The 18,526-nt window shown below is 43.5% G+C and carries 15 protein-coding genes; 13 read left to right on the plus strand and 2 right to left on the minus strand.

Annotated elements, in window-relative coordinates:
• The coding region (locus WC615_RS15940) for a M16 family metallopeptidase (RefSeq protein WP_372979069.1) at window positions 1-428 on the plus strand (428 nt) is incomplete at its 5' end.
• A gap of 192 nt (window positions 429-620) precedes the next feature.
• Entirely contained in the window at window positions 621-2,090 is a 1,470-nt protein-coding gene (guaB, locus tag WC615_RS15945; protein WP_372979070.1) for an IMP dehydrogenase, read from the plus strand.
• A gap of 68 nt (window positions 2,091-2,158) precedes the next feature.
• On the opposite strand, the gene WC615_RS15950 is transcribed toward guaB, so the two are convergent.
• Entirely contained in the window at window positions 2,159-2,914 is a 756-nt protein-coding gene (locus tag WC615_RS15950; protein ID WP_372979071.1) for a hypothetical protein, read from the minus strand.
• Between the two features lie 130 nt (window positions 2,915-3,044).
• Here WC615_RS15950 and WC615_RS15955 point away from each other — a divergent pair, with 130 nt between their 5' ends.
• The 7 genes from WC615_RS15955 (at window position 3,045) to WC615_RS15985 (ending at window position 11,626) form a co-directional block, all read left to right on the plus strand.
• Window positions 3,045-3,629, plus strand: coding sequence for a TIGR00730 family Rossman fold protein (locus WC615_RS15955; RefSeq protein ID WP_372979072.1), 585 nt, complete (start codon window positions 3,045-3,047; stop codon window positions 3,627-3,629).
• A gap of 112 nt (window positions 3,630-3,741) precedes the next feature.
• Complete coding sequence (locus tag WC615_RS15960) at window positions 3,742-5,370, plus strand: acyl-CoA carboxylase subunit beta (protein WP_372979073.1); 1,629 nt, start codon at window positions 3,742-3,744, stop codon at window positions 5,368-5,370.
• Window positions 5,371-5,751: 381 nt separating this feature from the next.
• Window positions 5,752-6,927, plus strand: a complete 1,176-nt coding sequence (locus WC615_RS15965) for a dipeptidase (RefSeq protein WP_372979074.1) — start codon at window positions 5,752-5,754, stop codon at window positions 6,925-6,927.
• Window positions 6,928-7,014: 87 nt separating this feature from the next.
• A complete protein-coding gene (gene trxB / locus WC615_RS15970) occupies window positions 7,015-7,971 on the plus strand; it encodes a thioredoxin-disulfide reductase (RefSeq protein ID WP_372979075.1) in 957 nt (318 codons plus the stop codon).
• A gap of 218 nt (window positions 7,972-8,189) precedes the next feature.
• Window positions 8,190-10,505: a family 20 glycosylhydrolase gene (locus tag WC615_RS15975; RefSeq protein ID WP_372979076.1), complete on the plus strand. Its 2,316-nt coding sequence runs from the start codon at window positions 8,190-8,192 to the stop codon at window positions 10,503-10,505.
• Between the two features lie 15 nt (window positions 10,506-10,520).
• Window positions 10,521-11,258 carry a hypothetical protein gene (locus tag WC615_RS15980; protein ID WP_372979077.1) on the plus strand — a complete coding sequence of 246 codons (738 nt, stop codon included), beginning with the start codon at window positions 10,521-10,523 and terminating at the stop codon, window positions 11,256-11,258.
• 80 nt (window positions 11,259-11,338) lie between these two features.
• Window positions 11,339-11,626, plus strand: coding sequence for a hypothetical protein (locus WC615_RS15985; RefSeq protein ID WP_372979078.1), 288 nt, complete (start codon window positions 11,339-11,341; stop codon window positions 11,624-11,626).
• 168 nt (window positions 11,627-11,794) lie between these two features.
• On the opposite strand, the gene WC615_RS15990 is transcribed toward WC615_RS15985, so the two are convergent.
• The gene (locus WC615_RS15990) at window positions 11,795-13,345 is read right to left on the minus strand and encodes a M20/M25/M40 family metallo-hydrolase (protein ID WP_372979079.1); all 1,551 of its coding nucleotides are present in this window, start codon (window positions 13,343-13,345) and stop codon (window positions 11,795-11,797) included.
• Window positions 13,346-13,596: 251 nt separating this feature from the next.
• On the opposite strand from WC615_RS15990, the gene WC615_RS15995 reads away from it, so the two are divergent.
• Genes WC615_RS15995 through WC615_RS16010 form a run of 4 tightly spaced genes read left to right on the plus strand, consistent with a single transcriptional unit; the run spans window position 13,597 to window position 18,151 of the window.
• Window positions 13,597-15,612, plus strand: a complete 2,016-nt coding sequence (locus tag WC615_RS15995; protein WP_372979080.1) for a BatA domain-containing protein — start codon at window positions 13,597-13,599, stop codon at window positions 15,610-15,612.
• 21 nt (window positions 15,613-15,633) lie between these two features.
• Window positions 15,634-16,887 (plus strand): dihydroorotase family protein, encoded by a 1,254-nt coding sequence (locus WC615_RS16000; RefSeq protein WP_372979081.1) that lies wholly within the window; start codon window positions 15,634-15,636, stop codon window positions 16,885-16,887.
• Window positions 16,888-16,898: 11 nt separating this feature from the next.
• Window positions 16,899-17,567 (plus strand): hypothetical protein, encoded by a 669-nt coding sequence (locus tag WC615_RS16005; protein ID WP_372979082.1) that lies wholly within the window; start codon window positions 16,899-16,901, stop codon window positions 17,565-17,567.
• Window positions 17,568-17,599: 32 nt separating this feature from the next.
• A complete protein-coding gene (locus WC615_RS16010; RefSeq protein WP_372979083.1) occupies window positions 17,600-18,151 on the plus strand; it encodes a DUF4199 domain-containing protein in 552 nt (183 codons plus the stop codon).
• Window positions 18,152-18,526: the final 375 nt, after the last annotated feature.

Below are 18,526 nucleotides of genomic sequence, written 5' to 3' on the forward strand. Positions count from 1 at the left end.
ATTTTGGTTCAAGGCTGATGACTAACATCCGCGAGGATAAAGGATATACTTACGGTATAGGTTCGGGTATGCAGTCGTTTAAACAAACCGGCTCGTTCTTTATCGCCTCGGAAGTTGGCGCAGATGTTTGCAAAGCCGCAGTAAGCGAAATAGAAAAAGAGGTAACCCTGTTAAAAACAGATTTGATCCCTGATGAAGAATTATCGCTGGTACGTAACTTTATGTTGGGTTCGCTTTTAGGAAGCCTGGAGAATGTGATGTCGCATGCCGATAAATTCAAGAACCTGTATTTTGCAGGTTTGGATTACGATTATTACGAACGCTACACCCAAACCGTAAAAAATATCACTGCCGAAGAATTGAAAGCACTTGCTAACAAGTACCTCGACTTTGATAACTTTTATAAAGTGATAGTAGGGAAGTATTAATTATTGAGAGATAAGATGTAAGAGTCAAGAGGTTCCTGACTCTTACTATTTTAACTATCGTTTTTTGTCCTGATATTTCTCCGAAATGTAAAATTCTCTACTCTTACGTCTTGATTCTTACTTCTCCTTCTCAAATCCCATAAATTTTGTTAGCTTTGCCCGGCAAATAATAACTCCAAATAATTATTTGCTATGCAGTTAGACCCATCCAAATTTGTCGCCGAAGGATTAACCTATGACGACGTATTATTACTCCCCGCTTATTCAGAAGTATTACCGCGCGAAGTTAACACGAGCACTTTTTTAACAAAAAAGATCCGTTTAAACATCCCGATCATTTCGGCCGCTATGGATACCGTAACCGAAGCTGGCCTGGCTATTGCCATTGCTCAGGCAGGTGGTATTGGTATGCTGCATAAAAACATGACCATACAGCAACAGGCCGACGAAGTACGTAAAGTAAAACGTTCTGAAAGCGGCATGATCCAGGAACCGGTTACATTACTGGAAAACGCTTTACTTTCTGATGCTGTAAACATTATGCGCGAAAACAGCATCGGCGGTATACCCGTAATTGATACCGATGGCAAACTGAAGGGTATTATCACTAACCGCGATCTTCGTTTCCAGAAAGACCTGACCGTACCGGTTAGCGATATCATGACCAAAACAAACCTGATAGTTGCACCACAAGGTACAACACTACAGGATGCTGCCGCGATACTACAGGATAACAAAATTGAAAAATTACCGGTTGTTGATAAGGATGGTAAACTGGTAGGATTGATCACTTATAAGGATATCCAAAAAGTGAAAAACTTCCCCAATGCTTGTAAAGACGAGTTTGGCCGCTTACGTGTAGGCGCCGCCGTTGGCGTTGCTGCCGACAATATTGACCGTGTTACCGCCCTGGTTAAGGCTGGTGTCGACGTTGTTACTATTGATACCGCGCATGGCCACTCAAAAGGGGTTATTGATATGGTTAAGGCCGTTAAACAGCTTTATCCCGATTTGCAGGTGATAGCAGGTAACATTGCCACTGCCGATGCTGCCAAAGCACTTGCCGCTGCAGGTGCCGATGCGGTTAAAGTAGGTATTGGCCCGGGTTCTATCTGTACCACCCGTATCATAGCAGGGGTAGGCGTACCACAATTGTATGCTATATATGAGTGTGCCAAAGCACTTGAAGGCACCGGTATCCCGGTTATTGCCGATGGCGGTATCAAACAAACAGGTGATATTGTAAAGGCAATTGCAGCGGGTGCAAGTTCTATCATGGCTGGTTCATTGTTTGCCGGGGTAGAAGAGTCACCTGGCGAAACTATTATATACGAAGGCCGTAAATTTAAATCATACCGGGGCATGGGTTCTATCGAGGCGATGGCTAAGGGATCTAAAGACCGTTATTTCCAGGACGAGACCGATGTGGTAACTAAACTAGTACCCGAAGGTATTGTTGGCCGCGTACCATTTAAAGGTAACATGGCTGAGGTGGTTTACCAGTACATTGGCGGTTTACGTGCAGGTATGCACTACTGCGGTGCTGCCAACATCGAAGACCTGCAAAGAGCCAAATTTGTACGTATAACTGCTGCCGGCATGCGCGAAAGCCACCCGCACGATATTACAATAACTAAAGAAGCTCCGAATTATACACGATAATTTCAGCGATGTAAATAGAAAAGGGGATACAATTTTGTATCCCCTTTTCTATGAAATAAGGTTTAAGCTTATTTACCTGATATACCTGTCAGTTGAATTAACGGGCTTGATGTTACTATTTTAATGGCTTGGTCATAAGTAAAACCTTCTTTTACAAGAGCATCGAAATATTGCTTATGTACTTTAGCAATCTCAGCCAATTTACCGGGCTGCTTGTAAAAGTTAAGTTGGGCGCTTAACATTACCTTGGTAAGGTTATCATACATTGGGCCCATTGCGCTCATCATGTTTGTGATATCATTTGGCGGAGTGTTGAATTGTTCATTCACTGGCGGCGGGGTCAAAACAACCTGAGTTACCTTTACGCGCTGCTCCCCCGGGTTTGATTGTGTCAGGTCTATATTATAAAAGTTAAAATACGTAACGCCATCGCTACGCCTGCCCGCATGCTCAATAATGTCAATTAATTTCGCATTCGCAGGTATCTTTTTAAAATATACTTTAAATGAAAGTTTATCACCGGCTTTGGCAAAGGTGTGCCTTGTTTCGGGTGCTACAGCAATACCTTCAGCCTTTACAAACTCGTAGTGTTGATTATCAATATCTGTTTGAATATAAATTTCTTTATTAAGTACCACCCATGCACTATCAGTCTGGGCATAATGATCAAAGCTAACTATGGTGTATTGTTTATCGGTTTCAATTTTGCTAATGATGGTTGCCGGACTATCCTTAATTTCTACATTAGGGTTAACAACACTTTGCGCGAAAGAATAAAGGCAAACGGCAACCATTGTTGCAGTCAGGAGTAAGGTTTTTTTCATTTAGGTATTTGTGTTATATGGTTTAGCTAAAATTACTATTGTAATAGTAGTAAATAAATGGACGAACCCATAAATATAATGGATAATAATATGGTTTATTTTGCAAGGCAGATGCTGTATATTTGCCGCCATGAAAGCTATTTGCATTTTCTGCGGTGCCAATTTTAATGGCGACCCTGCACTTAAACAAGCTATCGAGCTCCTTGCTGAAGTGATGGTGAGCAAAAATATCACCCTGATATATGGCGGTGGTAAGGTTGGCGTAATGGGTTTGTTAGCCGATGCGGTGATGGGAAGGGGCGGTGAAGTGATAGGTGTTATTCCGCAGTTTTTGATGGACAAGGAAGTTGGGCATACCGGCATTACCAAATTGCACGTAGTAGAGAATATGCACCAGCGCAAGCAGTTAATGAACGACTTGTGTGATGGCATCATCATGCTTCCCGGCGGCTTCGGCACGCTTGAAGAATTTTTTGAGGTACTTACCTGGCTGCAGTTAGGCTTGCATAACCATCCTGTAGGTGTACTGAATGTTGGTGGCTTTTATGATCTGTTGCTAAAGCAAATGGATGTTATGGTAGATCAGCGTTACCTTAAACCTACTAACCGCGACCTGGTGCTTGCCTCTGTTGACCCAATTGAACTGGTTAACCTGATGGAGAACATCGATATAAAACCCGATGAAGTTTGGTTTAAGGATAGGAATCTGACATAGGTATTCAGTCGGTAGTTTGCTTTATTTATTATGCATGCATAATAAATTTCTACGCGTTTAAGTTTTTCCTGATTAATTTTCCTAAAATTACACAACCTATTATAATACGCGTATGGATCTGGAATTCAATAAAAATGAGGATGTTAACAAACAACTCGTTTACGAATTTAACACAAGGCTAAAAAAAATATACCTCGGCGGTGGCGAAAAAGCTGCTGCTAAACAAAAGGAAAAGGGTAAAATGCTTGCGCGCGAGCGTGTTGACTACCTCATAGATGATGATAAACCCTGGCTTGAGGTAGGTGCTTTTACAGCCGATGGCATGTATACCGAGCACGGCGGCTGCCCAAGTGGCGGTGTAGTTTGCGGTATTGGCTATGTTAGCGGCAGGCAATGTGTAATTGTTGCTAATGATGCTACTGTTAAAGCCGGAGCCTGGTTCCCAATAACAGCCAAGAAAAACCTGCGCGCGCAAGAAATTGCGATGGAAAACCGCCTGCCTATCATCTACCTGGTAGACTCTGCCGGTGTTTATTTGCCTTTGCAGGAGGAGATCTTCCCCGATAAAGAACATTTTGGCCGTATTTTTCGCAACAATGCGCAAATGAGCAGTATGGGTATCATCCAGATCGCAGCCATCATGGGCTCGTGCGTGGCTGGTGGTGCTTATTTGCCGATTATGAGCGATGAAGCGATGATCGTAGAAGGTACGGGGTCTGTTTTCCTGGCGGGATCATATCTGGTTAAATCGGCCATAGGCGAGGACGTAGATAACGAAACCCTTGGTGGTGCAACAACCCAATGCGAGATCTCGGGCGTAACAGATTATAAACATCCCAATGACAAGGCCTGCCTGGATTCTATCCGCAACATCATGAGCAAGGTGGGCGATTACAACAAAGCCGGTTTCGACAGGATCAAGCCATCTGCACCAAAACTAAACGAGAAAGATATTTACGGCATACTGCCAGATAACCGCGAGAAGGCTTACGATATGTACGAGATCATCAAACGTTTAATTGACGATTCAGAATTTGAAGAGTATAAAGCGGGTTATGGGCAGTCTATAATTTGTGGCCTTGGCCGGGTTGATGGCTGGGCTGTTGGTATTGTAGCCAATCAGCGCAAGGTTATCAAATCAAAAAAAGGCGAGATGCAATTTGGCGGGGTTATCTATTCCGATTCGGCCGATAAAGCCACCCGCTTTATCATGAATTGTAACCAAAAGAAGATCCCACTGGTGTTTCTGCAGGATGTTACCGGTTTTATGGTGGGTAGCCGTAGCGAACATGGCGGCATTATAAAAGACGGCGCAAAAATGGTGAATGCGGTTGCCAATTCGGTAGTGCCAAAATTTACTATTGTAATAGGAAATTCATACGGCGCAGGCAATTACGCCATGTGCGGTAAGGCTTACGATCCACGCTTAATATACGCCTGGCCATCGGCCAAAATAGCCGTAATGGGCGGCAGTCAGGCCGCCAAAGTATTGGTGCAAATGCAGGCCGCGGGTTTAAAAGCCAAAGGCGAAGAGGTAGATGATGTGAAAGAAGCTGAACTGCTGAAACAAACAACCGACCGGTACAACGCCCAAACCACGCCATACTACGCCGCCGCAAGGCTTTGGGTAGATGGAATTATTGACCCACTGGAAACCCGCAAGGTAATCTCTATGGGTATAGAAGCCGCCAACCATGCGCCGATAGAAAAGCAATTTAACGTGGGGATTATTCAGACGTAGATAGTGATCAGTGGTTTGTGATTAGAGATTGGTTCTGCCCTCCCGGGAAATTACATTTGGCATGGCGTATATACTTGTAGAGACGCGATACTTCGCGTCTTTATATTTCCGCCGTTGTTGGTGTTGTCACCAACAAGCCACCATGCATCCAAACTATGCATAAGTTTACCGTCCTAAAGGTTGTTGGTGACAACACCAACAACGGCGTGAAATTATTCAGACGTAGGGTTATTTAACCACAGAGCACACAGAGATATGACCGGCGTATATACACAGAGAGCACAGAGATGATTTTTTAAAACTCTGTGCTCTTTGTGTTTATATTTAAGCTAATCTTAGTATCCTCTGTGGTTAAATCTAAGAAATTACTTACCTTCCAATATGAGAAAGCTACTTCTGCCACTTCTATTACTATTAACACTCTTCGCATCAGCCCAAAACGTCAATCAGATCCATCAGCGTGCTATCCTGGTTGATACGCATAACGATGCCATATCCAATCAACTGATAACCCAAGCAGATTTAGGCAAGCTCCAAACTACCGGCAATTTCGATTTGGTACGCGCCAAAATAGCCGGATTGGACGTACAGGTATTCTCCATCTGGTGCGGCGATCAGTACGGTAACGGTACAGCTTACGCCTATGCCAACCGCGAGATAGATACATTATATGCACTTATCAACCGCAATCCTGGTAAAATAAAATTAGTCCGCACCGCTGCCGACCTCCAGCAAACGGTTAAACAAAACCAACTAGCTGCCATGATAGGGGTAGAAGGCGGCCATATGATAGAAGACAGGCTTGATTATATTGACAGTTTGCACAAACGCGGTATGGCCTACCTCACCCTCACCTGGAACAACAGCACCAATTGGGCATCATCTGCCCGCGATGAAGTTTTACACCCTGACAGGTTAAAACAGAAAGGGTTAACTGATTTTGGTAAACAGGTAGTTAAAAAGCTTAATAATTTAGGTGTGATGATAGACCTGTCGCATCCCGGCGAGCAAACCTTTAACGATGTAATGGCTATCACAACAAAGCCCGTTATTGCATCGCATAGTTGTGCTTATGCGCTTAATCCACACAGGCGTAATCTGAAGGATTACCAGCTAAAAGCCATCGCTAAAAATGGTGGGGTGGTGTTCCTGAACTTTTACAGTGGTTTTATAGATAGTACCTACGACACAAAGCACGAAGCTTATCTTACAAAACACAAAACTGAACTTGATTCGCTCATCAAAATCTATAATGATTATGATCTGGCCAGCATCCGTTTGAATGTTATCAACAAAACTGAGGCCGACGAACTGCGCCCGCCGCTGAGCATGCTCATTAAACATATCGACTATATGGTGAAGCTGATAGAGGCCGACCACGTAGGCATAGGCTCGGATTTTGACGGTGCAGAATCGTATCCACTTGGTTTGGATAGCGTTACCGACTACTCAAAGGTTACCGCCGAGTTGCTAAAGCTGGGCTACAGCGAAAAAGATATTGATAAGATATTAGGGGGGAATTTTATCAGGGTGCTAAAGGCCAATGTTGGTAAATAGTCATTAAGGTATGGCAGTATGTTGACTATTACCTATTGGCGCAGTCATCTATAAATCTTAAATTCGCATCTCATTATTAAAATACAAATGTCACAAGATATTGAACACGTAAAATGCCTTATTATAGGATCGGGCCCGGCGGGATATACCGCAGCAATTTATGCTTCACGCGCCGATCTGCACCCTGTTATGTACACAGGTATGCTTGCCGGCGGGCAGCTTACCCAAACTACTGATGTTGAGAATTTTCCGGGTTACCCTGATGGTATCATGGGCCCTGAAATGATGGAAGATTTTCGCAAACAGGCAGAACGCTTGGGTACTGATATCCGCTTTGGTTACGTAAGTTCGGTTGATTTTTCATCGTTGCCACACAAGGTAACAGTTGACGAAAGCAAAACTATTTTGGCCGATACTGTTATCATCTCTACCGGTGCATCAGCCAAATGGCTGGGTTTAGAGTCTGAACAAAAATACAGTGGTTTTGGTGTTTCGGCCTGTGCGGTTTGCGACGGCTTTTTCTTTAAAGGACAAGATGTAGCCATAGTAGGTGCCGGTGATACCGCTGCCGAAGAAGCAACTTACCTGGCTAAATTAGCCCGTAAAGTTTACATGATCGTTCGCCGCGATGAGTTCCGTGCTTCAAAAGCAATGGTACACCGCGTGTTGAACACGCCTAATATCGAGATCTTATACAATACCGATACCATTGAAATACTTGGCGATGGCCAAAGCGTTAACGCGGTTAAGGTGTGCAATAACGTAACTAACGAAGACAGGATATTGGATGTTACCGGTTTCTTTGTAGCTATCGGTCATAAACCAAACACTGATATCTTCCGTGGTACTATCCATATGGATGAAACCGGTTATATCATCACCCGTCCGGGTTCAACCGAAACAAATATAGAAGGTGTATTTTGCTGTGGCGATGCGCAGGATCATATCTACCGCCAGGCAGTTACCGCTGCCGGTACAGGCTGTATGGCAGCTATAGATGCCGAGCGTTATCTGGCTGGTAAAGAACATATGGTTACCGCATAAGCGGTAAGTGATCAGAGATTAGTTAATTCGTGATTAGGCAGGCACTAGCCACAAGTTAACTAAAACTAACTACAAATTAAAATATTTTAAAAAGGCCGCTTCTTTCTAAGAAAGCGGCTTTTTTGTCTCTGTTCGCGTAATTTTTAGGTTATAATGATGCATTTTTTTTAAATAATGCTAAATTACGGGCTCGTTATTTACCTGATTCTGTTTTTACTATGAATAAAAGAAAACATGTCCTGTTGGCTGCTTTACTGGTGGCATCGTCTTTTTGTGTTAATGCCCAGGATACAGACCCATATGCGGGTATCATACCTGCTCCTGTATCAGTAAAAAAAGCCCCCGGCGAATTTATTTTAAGTCAGGAAACCATTATACAGGCCGATACGCCAAATAATAAGGCGGTACAGTTCTTCTCATCGTACCTGGCCAATAACATGGCCTATAACAAACAGGTTGCTTTACGCAATGCAAGGGTTAGTACAACATCTATTTATTTAACATCAGCAGGTACAGAAACCCTGCCTGCCGAGGGTTATCGCCTAACCATCACCCCGCAACAAATTACAGTTGCCGGTAATGGCGCAGGTTTGTTTTACGGCATCCAAACGCTTATACAGCTTATTCCGCTTGAAAGGGGCGCCACCGCCAAGCTACCGGCTGTAACTATTGAAGATTACCCGCGCTTTGGCTACAGGGGTATGATGCTTGATGTTTGCCGCCATTTTTTCTCGGTAGAGTTTGTAAAAAGATATATCGACCTGATGGCAACCTACAAGCTGAATACCTTCCACTGGCACTTAACCGACGATCAGGGCTGGCGTATAGAGATCAAAAAATATCCAAAACTTACTTCAGTTGGCAGCACACGTAAGGAAAGCGTTATCGGTAACTATAAAGACCGCACACCGTTGCAATACGATGGCGTGCCGGTATCTGGTTATTACACGCAGGACCAAATCCGTGATGTGATCAAATACGCTGCCGACCGCTATATCACCATCGTACCCGAAATTGAAATGCCGGGCCACGCTTTAGCTGCTTTAGCGGCATACCCCGAGTTAAGTTGCGACTCAAGTCAGAAGTATGAAGTATCAGGCAAATGGGGGGTGTTTAACAATATCTATTGCCCGTCTGAAAAAACGTTTAGCTTTTTGGAGGACGTGCTGACAGAGGTGATAGACCTTTTCCCAAGCAAATACATCCACATAGGTGGCGATGAGGCTCCAAAAGATGTGTGGAAGCAATCAAAATTTTGCCAGGACCTGATCAAACGCTTAAAACTAAAAAACGAACATGGTTTGCAAAGCTATTTCATCCAGCGGATGGAGAAATTTGTAAACAGTAAAGGCCGCAGCATTATTGGCTGGGATGAGATACTGGAAGGCGGATTAGCACCTAACGCCACTGTAATGAGCTGGAGAGGCGAAGAAGGCGGTATACAAGCTGCTAAAGAGAGCCACGATGTGATCATGACCCCAAGCAGCCAGGGCTTATATTTTGACCACGCGCAAGGTAAAATAAACCAGGAGCCGGTTGGTATTGGCGGTAACGCACCTATCCAAAAAACATATGCCTACAACCCAACGCCCGCTGCTTTAACACCCGCGCAGCAAAAATATATAAAAGGCGTGCAAGCCAACCTTTGGACAGAATATATTACTACCGAAACCAAGATAGAATACATGGTATTGCCGCGTATGCTGGCATTATCTGAAGTGGCTTGGACACCAACAGCCAACAAAAATTACCGGGATTTTTCGGAAGCGCGTTTACCGCAACACCTCGCCCGCCTTGATAAAAACGGTTATAACTACCGCGTTCCGCCTGCTATTGGTAATGCTGATACGGTGATGATTGGCAGCACGCTTAATGTTAATCTTAAATCGCCGGTTAAAGGGGCTAAGATATATTACACCATAGATGGTTATACCCCGCGCGAAACCGAGTTGTTATACACCGGTCCTATGAGCTACCCCGTGCCTTTGGATGAATACCGCGACCTTAAAACCATTGTGGTAACACCTACAGGCAAACGCAGCGTTATTACCGCAGCCAAAATGTTTAATAAAGCACCTTTGTCTGCTGTTAACTATACCGGCAATACACCAGGCTTAAAATACCAGGCATCGGCGGGTACTTATGTGAACACCACGCAGATAAACTCCGCAGCGGTAATTGATACCGGCATAGCAAAAAGCTTTAGTACTGCACTAAGCGCCTTCAAAAAAGCGTTTAACAAATACGGCGTTGTATTCAGCGGTTATTTAAAAGCTGATGTTGATGGCAATTACGGTTTTTCAACAGCATCATCAAATGGCTCAGTTTTATTGATCGATGATGTGCCAATTGTTGATAACGATGGCCGCACAGGCCCCGTTGAGCAACAAGGTGTAATACCATTACTAAAAGGGTACCATAAGATCACTATAAAATACGTGGATGCTAATTCATCCGGTAGTGGTTTACGGGTTTATATGACTATCCCCGGTAAGCCAAAGGGCGAGGTGTCACCAGATATGATGTTTAACTAAGCGCTATATTTAAGCATGGATTTTAAAAACTATTTATTCATATCGGCAATTGGGCTATTGATAACAGGCTGTGGCAGCGATGATAAAAAGCCTGTGGCAAACAGTAATGTGGCAGCTAAACCGGCCTTAATGCAGCCGTTCCGTTTTCATAAGGCAATAGAAGTATCGCCGGGCCAAACGTATGATGTGGTAAGCTGGGGCAGGGGTTCAACCCAGGTTGGGTCGTTTGCTATTCTGCATTCAGATTCGTCGAAGATGAAATATACTACCACCACCGGCGACCTTGACGGTACCATTACCGACGTATTTAACGCCGATATGGATATGGATGGTAATCCCGAGATCTTGATCCAATCGAAAGGAAAGGACACGGTAAATTACGCCAGGATATACGCTTTTGAGTTTAATAATAACGATGCCGATAAGCTGGATTTCCCGAAGCTGACCAACTCGCAACGCAAAGGCTATCGTGGTAATGATAATTTTTATATCAAAGAAGGTAAACTGATCCGCGAGTTCCCGATCTATGCCAGTAACGACTCTTTAGCCAAACCCACTGGTGCAAAACGCCAGCTGGAATACAGCCTGCGCAGCAATAACTTTACAGTTAAACAATTAAGCGTTGATTCTGCTTCAAAACCAACAGACGCAGTTGTGAAACAAGCTGAACCTGAGCAGAAGCAAACAGTAAGCAAATCAAAAAAACGTAAACAAGCCGAAACCCATAAGCGCCGCCGTAGGCATAGGGATTAGGTAAGGCAAAACAATATTTCACCCGGCAGGTGGTTTGGCTAATTGCAATTAACTGAACCACCTGTTTTTATTTTATACCAATGATCTTAGAGGATTTTTTATACCGCCTGAAACTGGAATACCATACGCTTGATAAACTAACAACCGATACTTATTACCAGCGGTTATCAAGTTTGTTTGTAGTGCTTGAACTGGATGGCGATAACCTTAACGAAGAACACGACCTGGGTTTAGATGCCTTCCTCGATAAAATGAACGATATTAATGAGGATGATCTGCAACAAAATATGCCGCCGGAGGAACTTGCCGGGTTGATAAAGAAGGTGAAAACAGGGTTGGCTATGCTGATTAATAAGATAGAAGAATAATAAAAATATGTCATTGCGAGGAGCGATAGCGACGTGGCAATCTCGTAGCTATGCATAACCGATTAGAATGCGACGAGGTTGCCACGCTATCGCTCGCAATGACATGGTGGGTAAACAAAGAGGGCTTGGCATAAAATACCAAGCCCTCTTTGTTTGATTAATAACTTCCTACAAACCATCAAAAGCAAAAATCTCTTTAACCAGTGGTTTGCGTGGCATCATATCCTTCTCCACGCTGGTTTGGTACACAAACGATGCTATAATGATAGCGGCCTGTTTAAGGTCGTCCATTTGCAAATGGTCGTAGTTGTCCTGGTTGCTGTGGTGGGTTTTGGTTTCATAATCTAACGGGTCCTGTATAAACTGGAAACCTGGGATGCCCGCCCAGTCAAACGATAGGTGGTCGGTTGAGCCGGTGTTTTTATTGGTTACAGTTTTGGCGCCAAGGTCATGAAATGGTTCAAACCATTTTTCAAATATGGGATGGATAGCGGTGTTGCCCTGGGTAAAGATCCCGCGGATCTTACCGCTGCCATTATCAAGATTGAAGTAAGCAGATACCTTGGCTTGTTCAGGCTTCAGTTTATAATCCACGCCCATAAAATGGTTCTTGGCGTAATTGTATGAACCAAATACACCTTGCTCTTCGCCATCCCACAAAGCAATGCGGATGGTACGTTTTGGTTTAAGACCTAAAGAATCTAATAAGCGAACGGCTTCCATCATTACTATACAGCCGGCAGCATTATCAGTAGCGCCTGTAGCGGCAGTCCACGAATCAAGGTGCCCGCCAAGCATCACCAGCTGCGATTTTAGCTTAGGGTCGGTACCCGGTATCTCTGCAACAACGTTATAACCTTTTATATCATCGGTTGATGTTTTAGCAACAATGTTTATGGCTAGCTCAACAGTGTGGCCGCTTTGTATCAGTCGTTTTATCTTCTGGCCATCCTCATAAGCCATAGTTAGTTTAGGCACAGATAAAGGTGAGGTGAGCTTTTGCCCCATATCCTGTACAAATACTGTCCCGTAGTTATTTGATGGGGATGTGGTTATCATACCCAAAGCACCTGCTTGTTTAGTCAATACATCAGCCTTGGCCATAATTTTAAAGTAACCGGCGTATTGTTCTATTTCTTTATGGCTAACCATATAAGTATCTTTCATATTAGCCAGTTCTTCGTCGGTTAAGCGCTCTGATGCAGGTTTAAAGCCAGCCTCTGTATTCAGTTTGCCGCCGGTTATTAAAACAAATTTCCCTTTAAAGTCGGCAAGGTGCTGCGCTATGTAGATGGTATCCATAGCCTGTTGTGGGGATATCACCACTACCTGTCCTTGTTGTAAACCATTAGTGCTTGCGCTCCATGGGTTAGGGTAAGCCATTACGGGTTGTATGTAAGGCGTTTTCATGATTATGCTGAAATCCTGCAGGTCCCATTGTTTTCCAAAATCACCCCAGGGTTCCAATTTAGCATTGGTCAGTCCCCATTTGGTCATGGTTTCAACAGCCCATGTTGCCGCACGTTTATAACCCGGTGATGCAGTAAGCCTTGGGCCGGCTACATCGGTAAGGTAATGTGCTATTTGTGGTATTTGCGAGCTGCTCAACTCGGCACGGCGGATGCGGCCAAAAACAGTGGTATCCGGCGATTGTGCAAATGCGCCCGCGCTGCTAAGTAAGCATGCCGCAAAGGATAGTTTTAAAGTTAAGTGTTTCATTAATTTGATGAGGGTTAAAGTTTGCATTAAAGCTACAGGATTGTTGTGTGAAGAGCAAATAATGGTGGGGGATAATCGTCAAAGACGCGAAGTATTGCGTCTCTACAAATAAACAATATAGAGACGCAATACTTTGCGTTTCCCAGTACGTAATGAAACCCTCAAATTATTGTATAATTAACCCTCAAATCATTCCTGCATCTGCGCATAAATTTGCAAATTTGTATTGCACCCAATCGGCATAAACATTCATGCACTTTTTATATCCGGCTTTTTTATTCGCACTGTTAACGCTGGCTATTCCTGTTATTATACACCTGTTCAATTTCAGGCGGTATAAAAAGGTATATTTCAGTAATGTACAGTTCCTGAAAGAGGTGCAGGAGCAGCAGGCAAGCAACCGTAATTTAAAAGAACGTCTTATACTGGCATCCCGGCTTTTGGCGCTATTGTTTTTGGTGCTGGCATTTGCAAGGCCATACGTCCCCGGTGCTAACCAGGTTAACGCGGGCAAGCAGCAGGTGGTAAGTGTTTTTGTAGATAATTCGTACTCCATGCAAACCCTTAACCGAGAGGGGACACTGCTTGACGAAGCCAAACAGAAAGCCAAGCAAATTGCGGCATCATACAATATAAACGACCGTTTCCAGCTGTTAACGCAGGATTTTGAGGGCAAACACCAGCGACTGCTAAACCGTACCGAGTTTAACGATGCGGTGGACGCGGTGAAGATCAGTCCGCAAAGCAGAGAGCTTAGCCAAATTACTGAGCGGCAAAAAAGCTTGCTGAGTATGCAGCCGGGGGCTGTAAAACACAGCTATATCATATCCGATTTTCAGAAGAATATACAGGGAAATGCTGCTGTACAGGATGCAGGGTTCCCGGTAAACTTAGTTCAGCTAAAGGCTAATTCATTACCCAATGTAGCGGTAGATTCTGTTTGGATGCTTAACGCTACCCACCGGCCAAATGAAAATGAGAGAATGGTGGTGCGTTTGAGGAATTATGCTGATAAGGCAGCCGAAAAGGTCCCGCTTAAACTGAGTATAAACGGTGTGCAAAAAGCCATCGGCAGTTTTACGGTGAATGCCCGTTCGGCACAAAGAGATACATTGTCGTTCTCGGGTTTGCAGGCTGGCTGGCAGCGTGCCGAAATTCAGTTGCAGGATAACCCGGTAACGTTCGATAATAATTTCTACTTTACCTTTAATGTAACCCAAAAACTGCCGGTATTATTAATAAACGGTGGGCAGCCTAATAAATATTTAAGCGCTGTTTTTGCTTCGGATGCGTTTTTTGCGGCAAAGCAGGTACCGGATGGAAATATAGATTATGCGGGATTGAATGTTTATCCAATCATAGTTTTAAGCGATATCAAAACCATATCTGCAGGTTTGGCACAACAGTTAAAAACGTATGTAAGTAAAGGTGGTACCCTAATGGTGTTTCCATCTGCTGATGCAGATATTAATAGTTATAAAGCATTTTTACAACCCTTAGGGGCATCAGCACCCGGAAACCTGGTAACAGAAAATACCAAAGTATCGGCCATTAACCTGCAAAGCCCGGTGTTTAAAAGCATTTTTGAAACAGCACCGCAAAACCCGGATCTACCATCCGTGAAAAAATATTACGCATTAAGCACCGGCAGCCGTGACGGCGAATACCTGATGCGCCTGCAAAACGACCAACCCTTATGGCAGGGTTCATCATTTGGCAGGGGCAAGGTATATGTAAGTGCCGTTGCGTTGGATGAAGATTTTAGCAACTTGCCTGTACATGCTTTATTTGTGCCGGTAACCCTGAGGATAGCCTTACTAAGCGGGCACGACCAGCCTTTATTTTATACCGCAGGCAATAATCAGCCTGTAGAAACCGTGCCGCTGCAATCAACAGAAAAACAGTTGGTAAAACTGGTAAAGGATAAGCAAACCATCATCCCCGATCAGTTAACCGGGATCGGTATCTACGATCTGAAGAAACAGGACAGCACGGCGGCGGTATTAGCATTTAACGATAACCGCAGCGAAAGTGACCTGAGTTACTTATCCGCTGCCGAACTGGATAAAATATTCCCTAAAAACGCTACCTTATTAAATGGTAATCAGCTAAATGCCGAAAGTATTGCAGGTACTGCAAATTCGGGGCTTCAATTATGGAAACTTTGTATAATTTTGGCCTTGATATTTTTGGCTGCCGAGATACTGTTGATACGGTATTTTAAAAACGACAAAACAAGTGTTTGGCAAGCTACAGATATCAGCTAAACCCACCATAAAACAGCGCTAATGAATTTGCTTATCAAATCCGCCACTGTTGTAGATCCCGCTTCGCCTTTTAATAATAAGGTTGCCGATATTTTAATTGAAAAAGGCATCATCACTAAAATAGCCAAATCAATTGATGCGGATGTTAAAACTGTTGATGCGAAAGGCCAGTATGTTTCTCCCGGATTTTTCGACCTTAACTGTAACGTTGGCGAACTTGGCTTAGAGGTTAAGGAAGACCTGCAAACAGGTACCGCCGCCGCGGCGGCGGGTGGTTTTACCGGCATAGCTTTAATGCCAAACACCCAGCCCCCTGTACACTCAAAGGCCGAAGTAGAATACCTGCTTAACCGGGCCAAAGGCAACCTGGTGGATATATATCCCCTGGGAGCCATTTCAAGCAAACGCGAGGGAAAAGATATGGCCGAGATGTTTGATATGTTTAAAAGCGGCGCAAAAGCCTTTACAGATGGCAACCACCCCGTGCAGGATGCCGGCCTGATGGAGCGCGCATTGCTTTACGTGCAAAATTTTGGCGCCAAGGTTATCTCTTACCCCGAAGATACATCTATAGCCGGTAAGGCAAAGGTGAACGAGGGTGTGGTGAGTACTATGCTGGGCATGAAAGGCATACCGGCCCTTGCCGAAGAGCTGATGATTGCCCGCGACCTTTACCTGGCCGAGGACACCAACTCCGAGATCCATTTTACCACTATATCTACCGAGCACGCTGTGGAGCTGATCCGCGAGGCAAAACGAAAGGGCATAAAAGTTACCTGCGATGTTGCCGCGCATAATATCGTACTTACCGATGAAGCTTTAATGGGCTTTGACAGCCTTTATAAAGTAAAACCACCGCTGCGTACCCAAAAGGATGTGGATGCACTGAGGACCGGTTTACAGGATGGTACCATAGATGCCATTGTATCGCAACATACCCCGCACGAAATTGAGTTTAAAGACGTTGAGTTTGAAGTAGCCGAATACGGCATCATCGGTTTACAAACCGTATTGACGCTGGCTTTGCAGGCAGGTTTATCTGCCGGGCAGGTAGTTGAAAAGCTGGCTATCAATCCGCGTAAAATATTAAATGTTGATGTACCGGCCATTACCGAAGGCTCGGCTGCTAACCTGGTAGTATTTAGTACCGATAACGAATGGGAGTACACCCGCGCCGTTAATCAATCAAAAAGTTACAATTCGCCATTTTTAGGGCAGAACTTAAAAGGAAAAGTATTGTTAACCTGTAATAACAACAAAATCTCGAAATTTTAACAACAACTCACATGACCGACCCAAAAGTAAGATCAGCCATTACAGGTGCATTAACGGCTTTTACTAAATATGGCAGCTTTGATGCCGCCGCACTTACCGAAAAATTTGATACCGTATTTGCTTCAGACGATGATTTCATGACCAAGGTAGATTCGCTTGATGCCGTTTTTGACGACTATTCGCAATTGGAAGAACTGCGTGAGCCATTCTTCGACCTGCTGATGATCAATTTCTTTAGTGAAGATGTAAAGAAACTGGAAGACGATTACCTGGAAACCCCTGAATGGGAGGAAATAGAGGAGAAAACCCTTGACCGCGGTACCGAGCTTTTAAACCTGCTGCTGTACCTGAACGAGTGCGAAGACGAAAACATTGACCCCGAGTTGGAGGATTACCTGAAGGAATTTTTACTGGTTGATGAGGATGAGTTTCAGGACGAGTACCGTATTTACGAACCTGTTATAGCTCACCAGTTACTGATAGAAAGCCCGGTTAGCGAGGTGAATAAGGTTGCCAAAACCATTGATGTAGAATCGGAAGTGAAGGAATTATTTTACCCGATGATCTGCTTTTTCCAAAACCCAGAGGCTTCTGAAGGCGATAAAACCAATATTGCAGATAATGCGGTAAATAAACCATTTGATATGGCTGTTTTAGAAATATTGTTTAGCTTTAAATAATAATTAATTTTTAACCCTATCCAATTCATAAAATGGAAAAATCCGCACCAAACCCAACCGCAATTGCTACTAAATGGGCATTAATTTATGTAGTAGTATCAATTGTAATTACCTATGGTTTCCAACTGCTTAACATTGATCAAAATTCATCTGTAAAGTATATTGGTTACTTACCGTTTATAGCTTTTTGTTTTTTAGCTCAGAAAGAATATAAAGACCAGTTGGGCGGCTTTATTACATTTGGGCAGGCGTTTAACCCGGGTTTCAGATACTCGCTTTTTGGTGGGTTGTTGCTGGCTATATTCATATATATATACCTTGGCATATTAAGCCCTGAGATGCTAACCAAAGCAATGGAGCAACAACAAACTGCAATGGCGGATAAAGGAATGTCGCAAGAGCAGATTGATAAAGCCCTGGAAATGGGTACAAAATATGGTGCTATATTTGGCGCTATAGCTACAGCAATAAGCACGCTTGTTTTTGGTTGCATAGTTGCCTTAGTTAGTGCTGCTATCCTTAAAAAAGAACGCACAGCATTTGATATACCTGATGAGCAAGTAACATCAGACCCAACCGTTTAATAGTAAAATACCTTTATATAGAAAGCCGCTTCATCATTGAAGCGGCTTTTATATTTTATATAATTCCATGTTTCCTGCACGTTCTGTTCCGTTTTCGAAATGGGGCAAACGAGACAAATGGAACATATTGATAATCAGTGTTTTGATTTTATTGTTTGGTCTCTCTATCTAAAGTATTACTTAGCCATTTTTGCCTCAAGTAACTTAATTACAGAGCTTTACTATTTTTTGATTTTGTTCCACTTTTTTAAAATGGAACAAAATGTCTCGTCCTGAAATAAGTTGACGGTTTTATATATTGATTAATTGAGCTACAAATATAATTTTACACCGTAATAGGCATCTCTTTTTTTTGAACTTTGCGATAGTAGTTTT

It is taken from the genome of Mucilaginibacter sp. (assembly GCF_041663085.1).
Lineage (GTDB): Bacteria > Bacteroidota > Bacteroidia > Sphingobacteriales > Sphingobacteriaceae > Mucilaginibacter.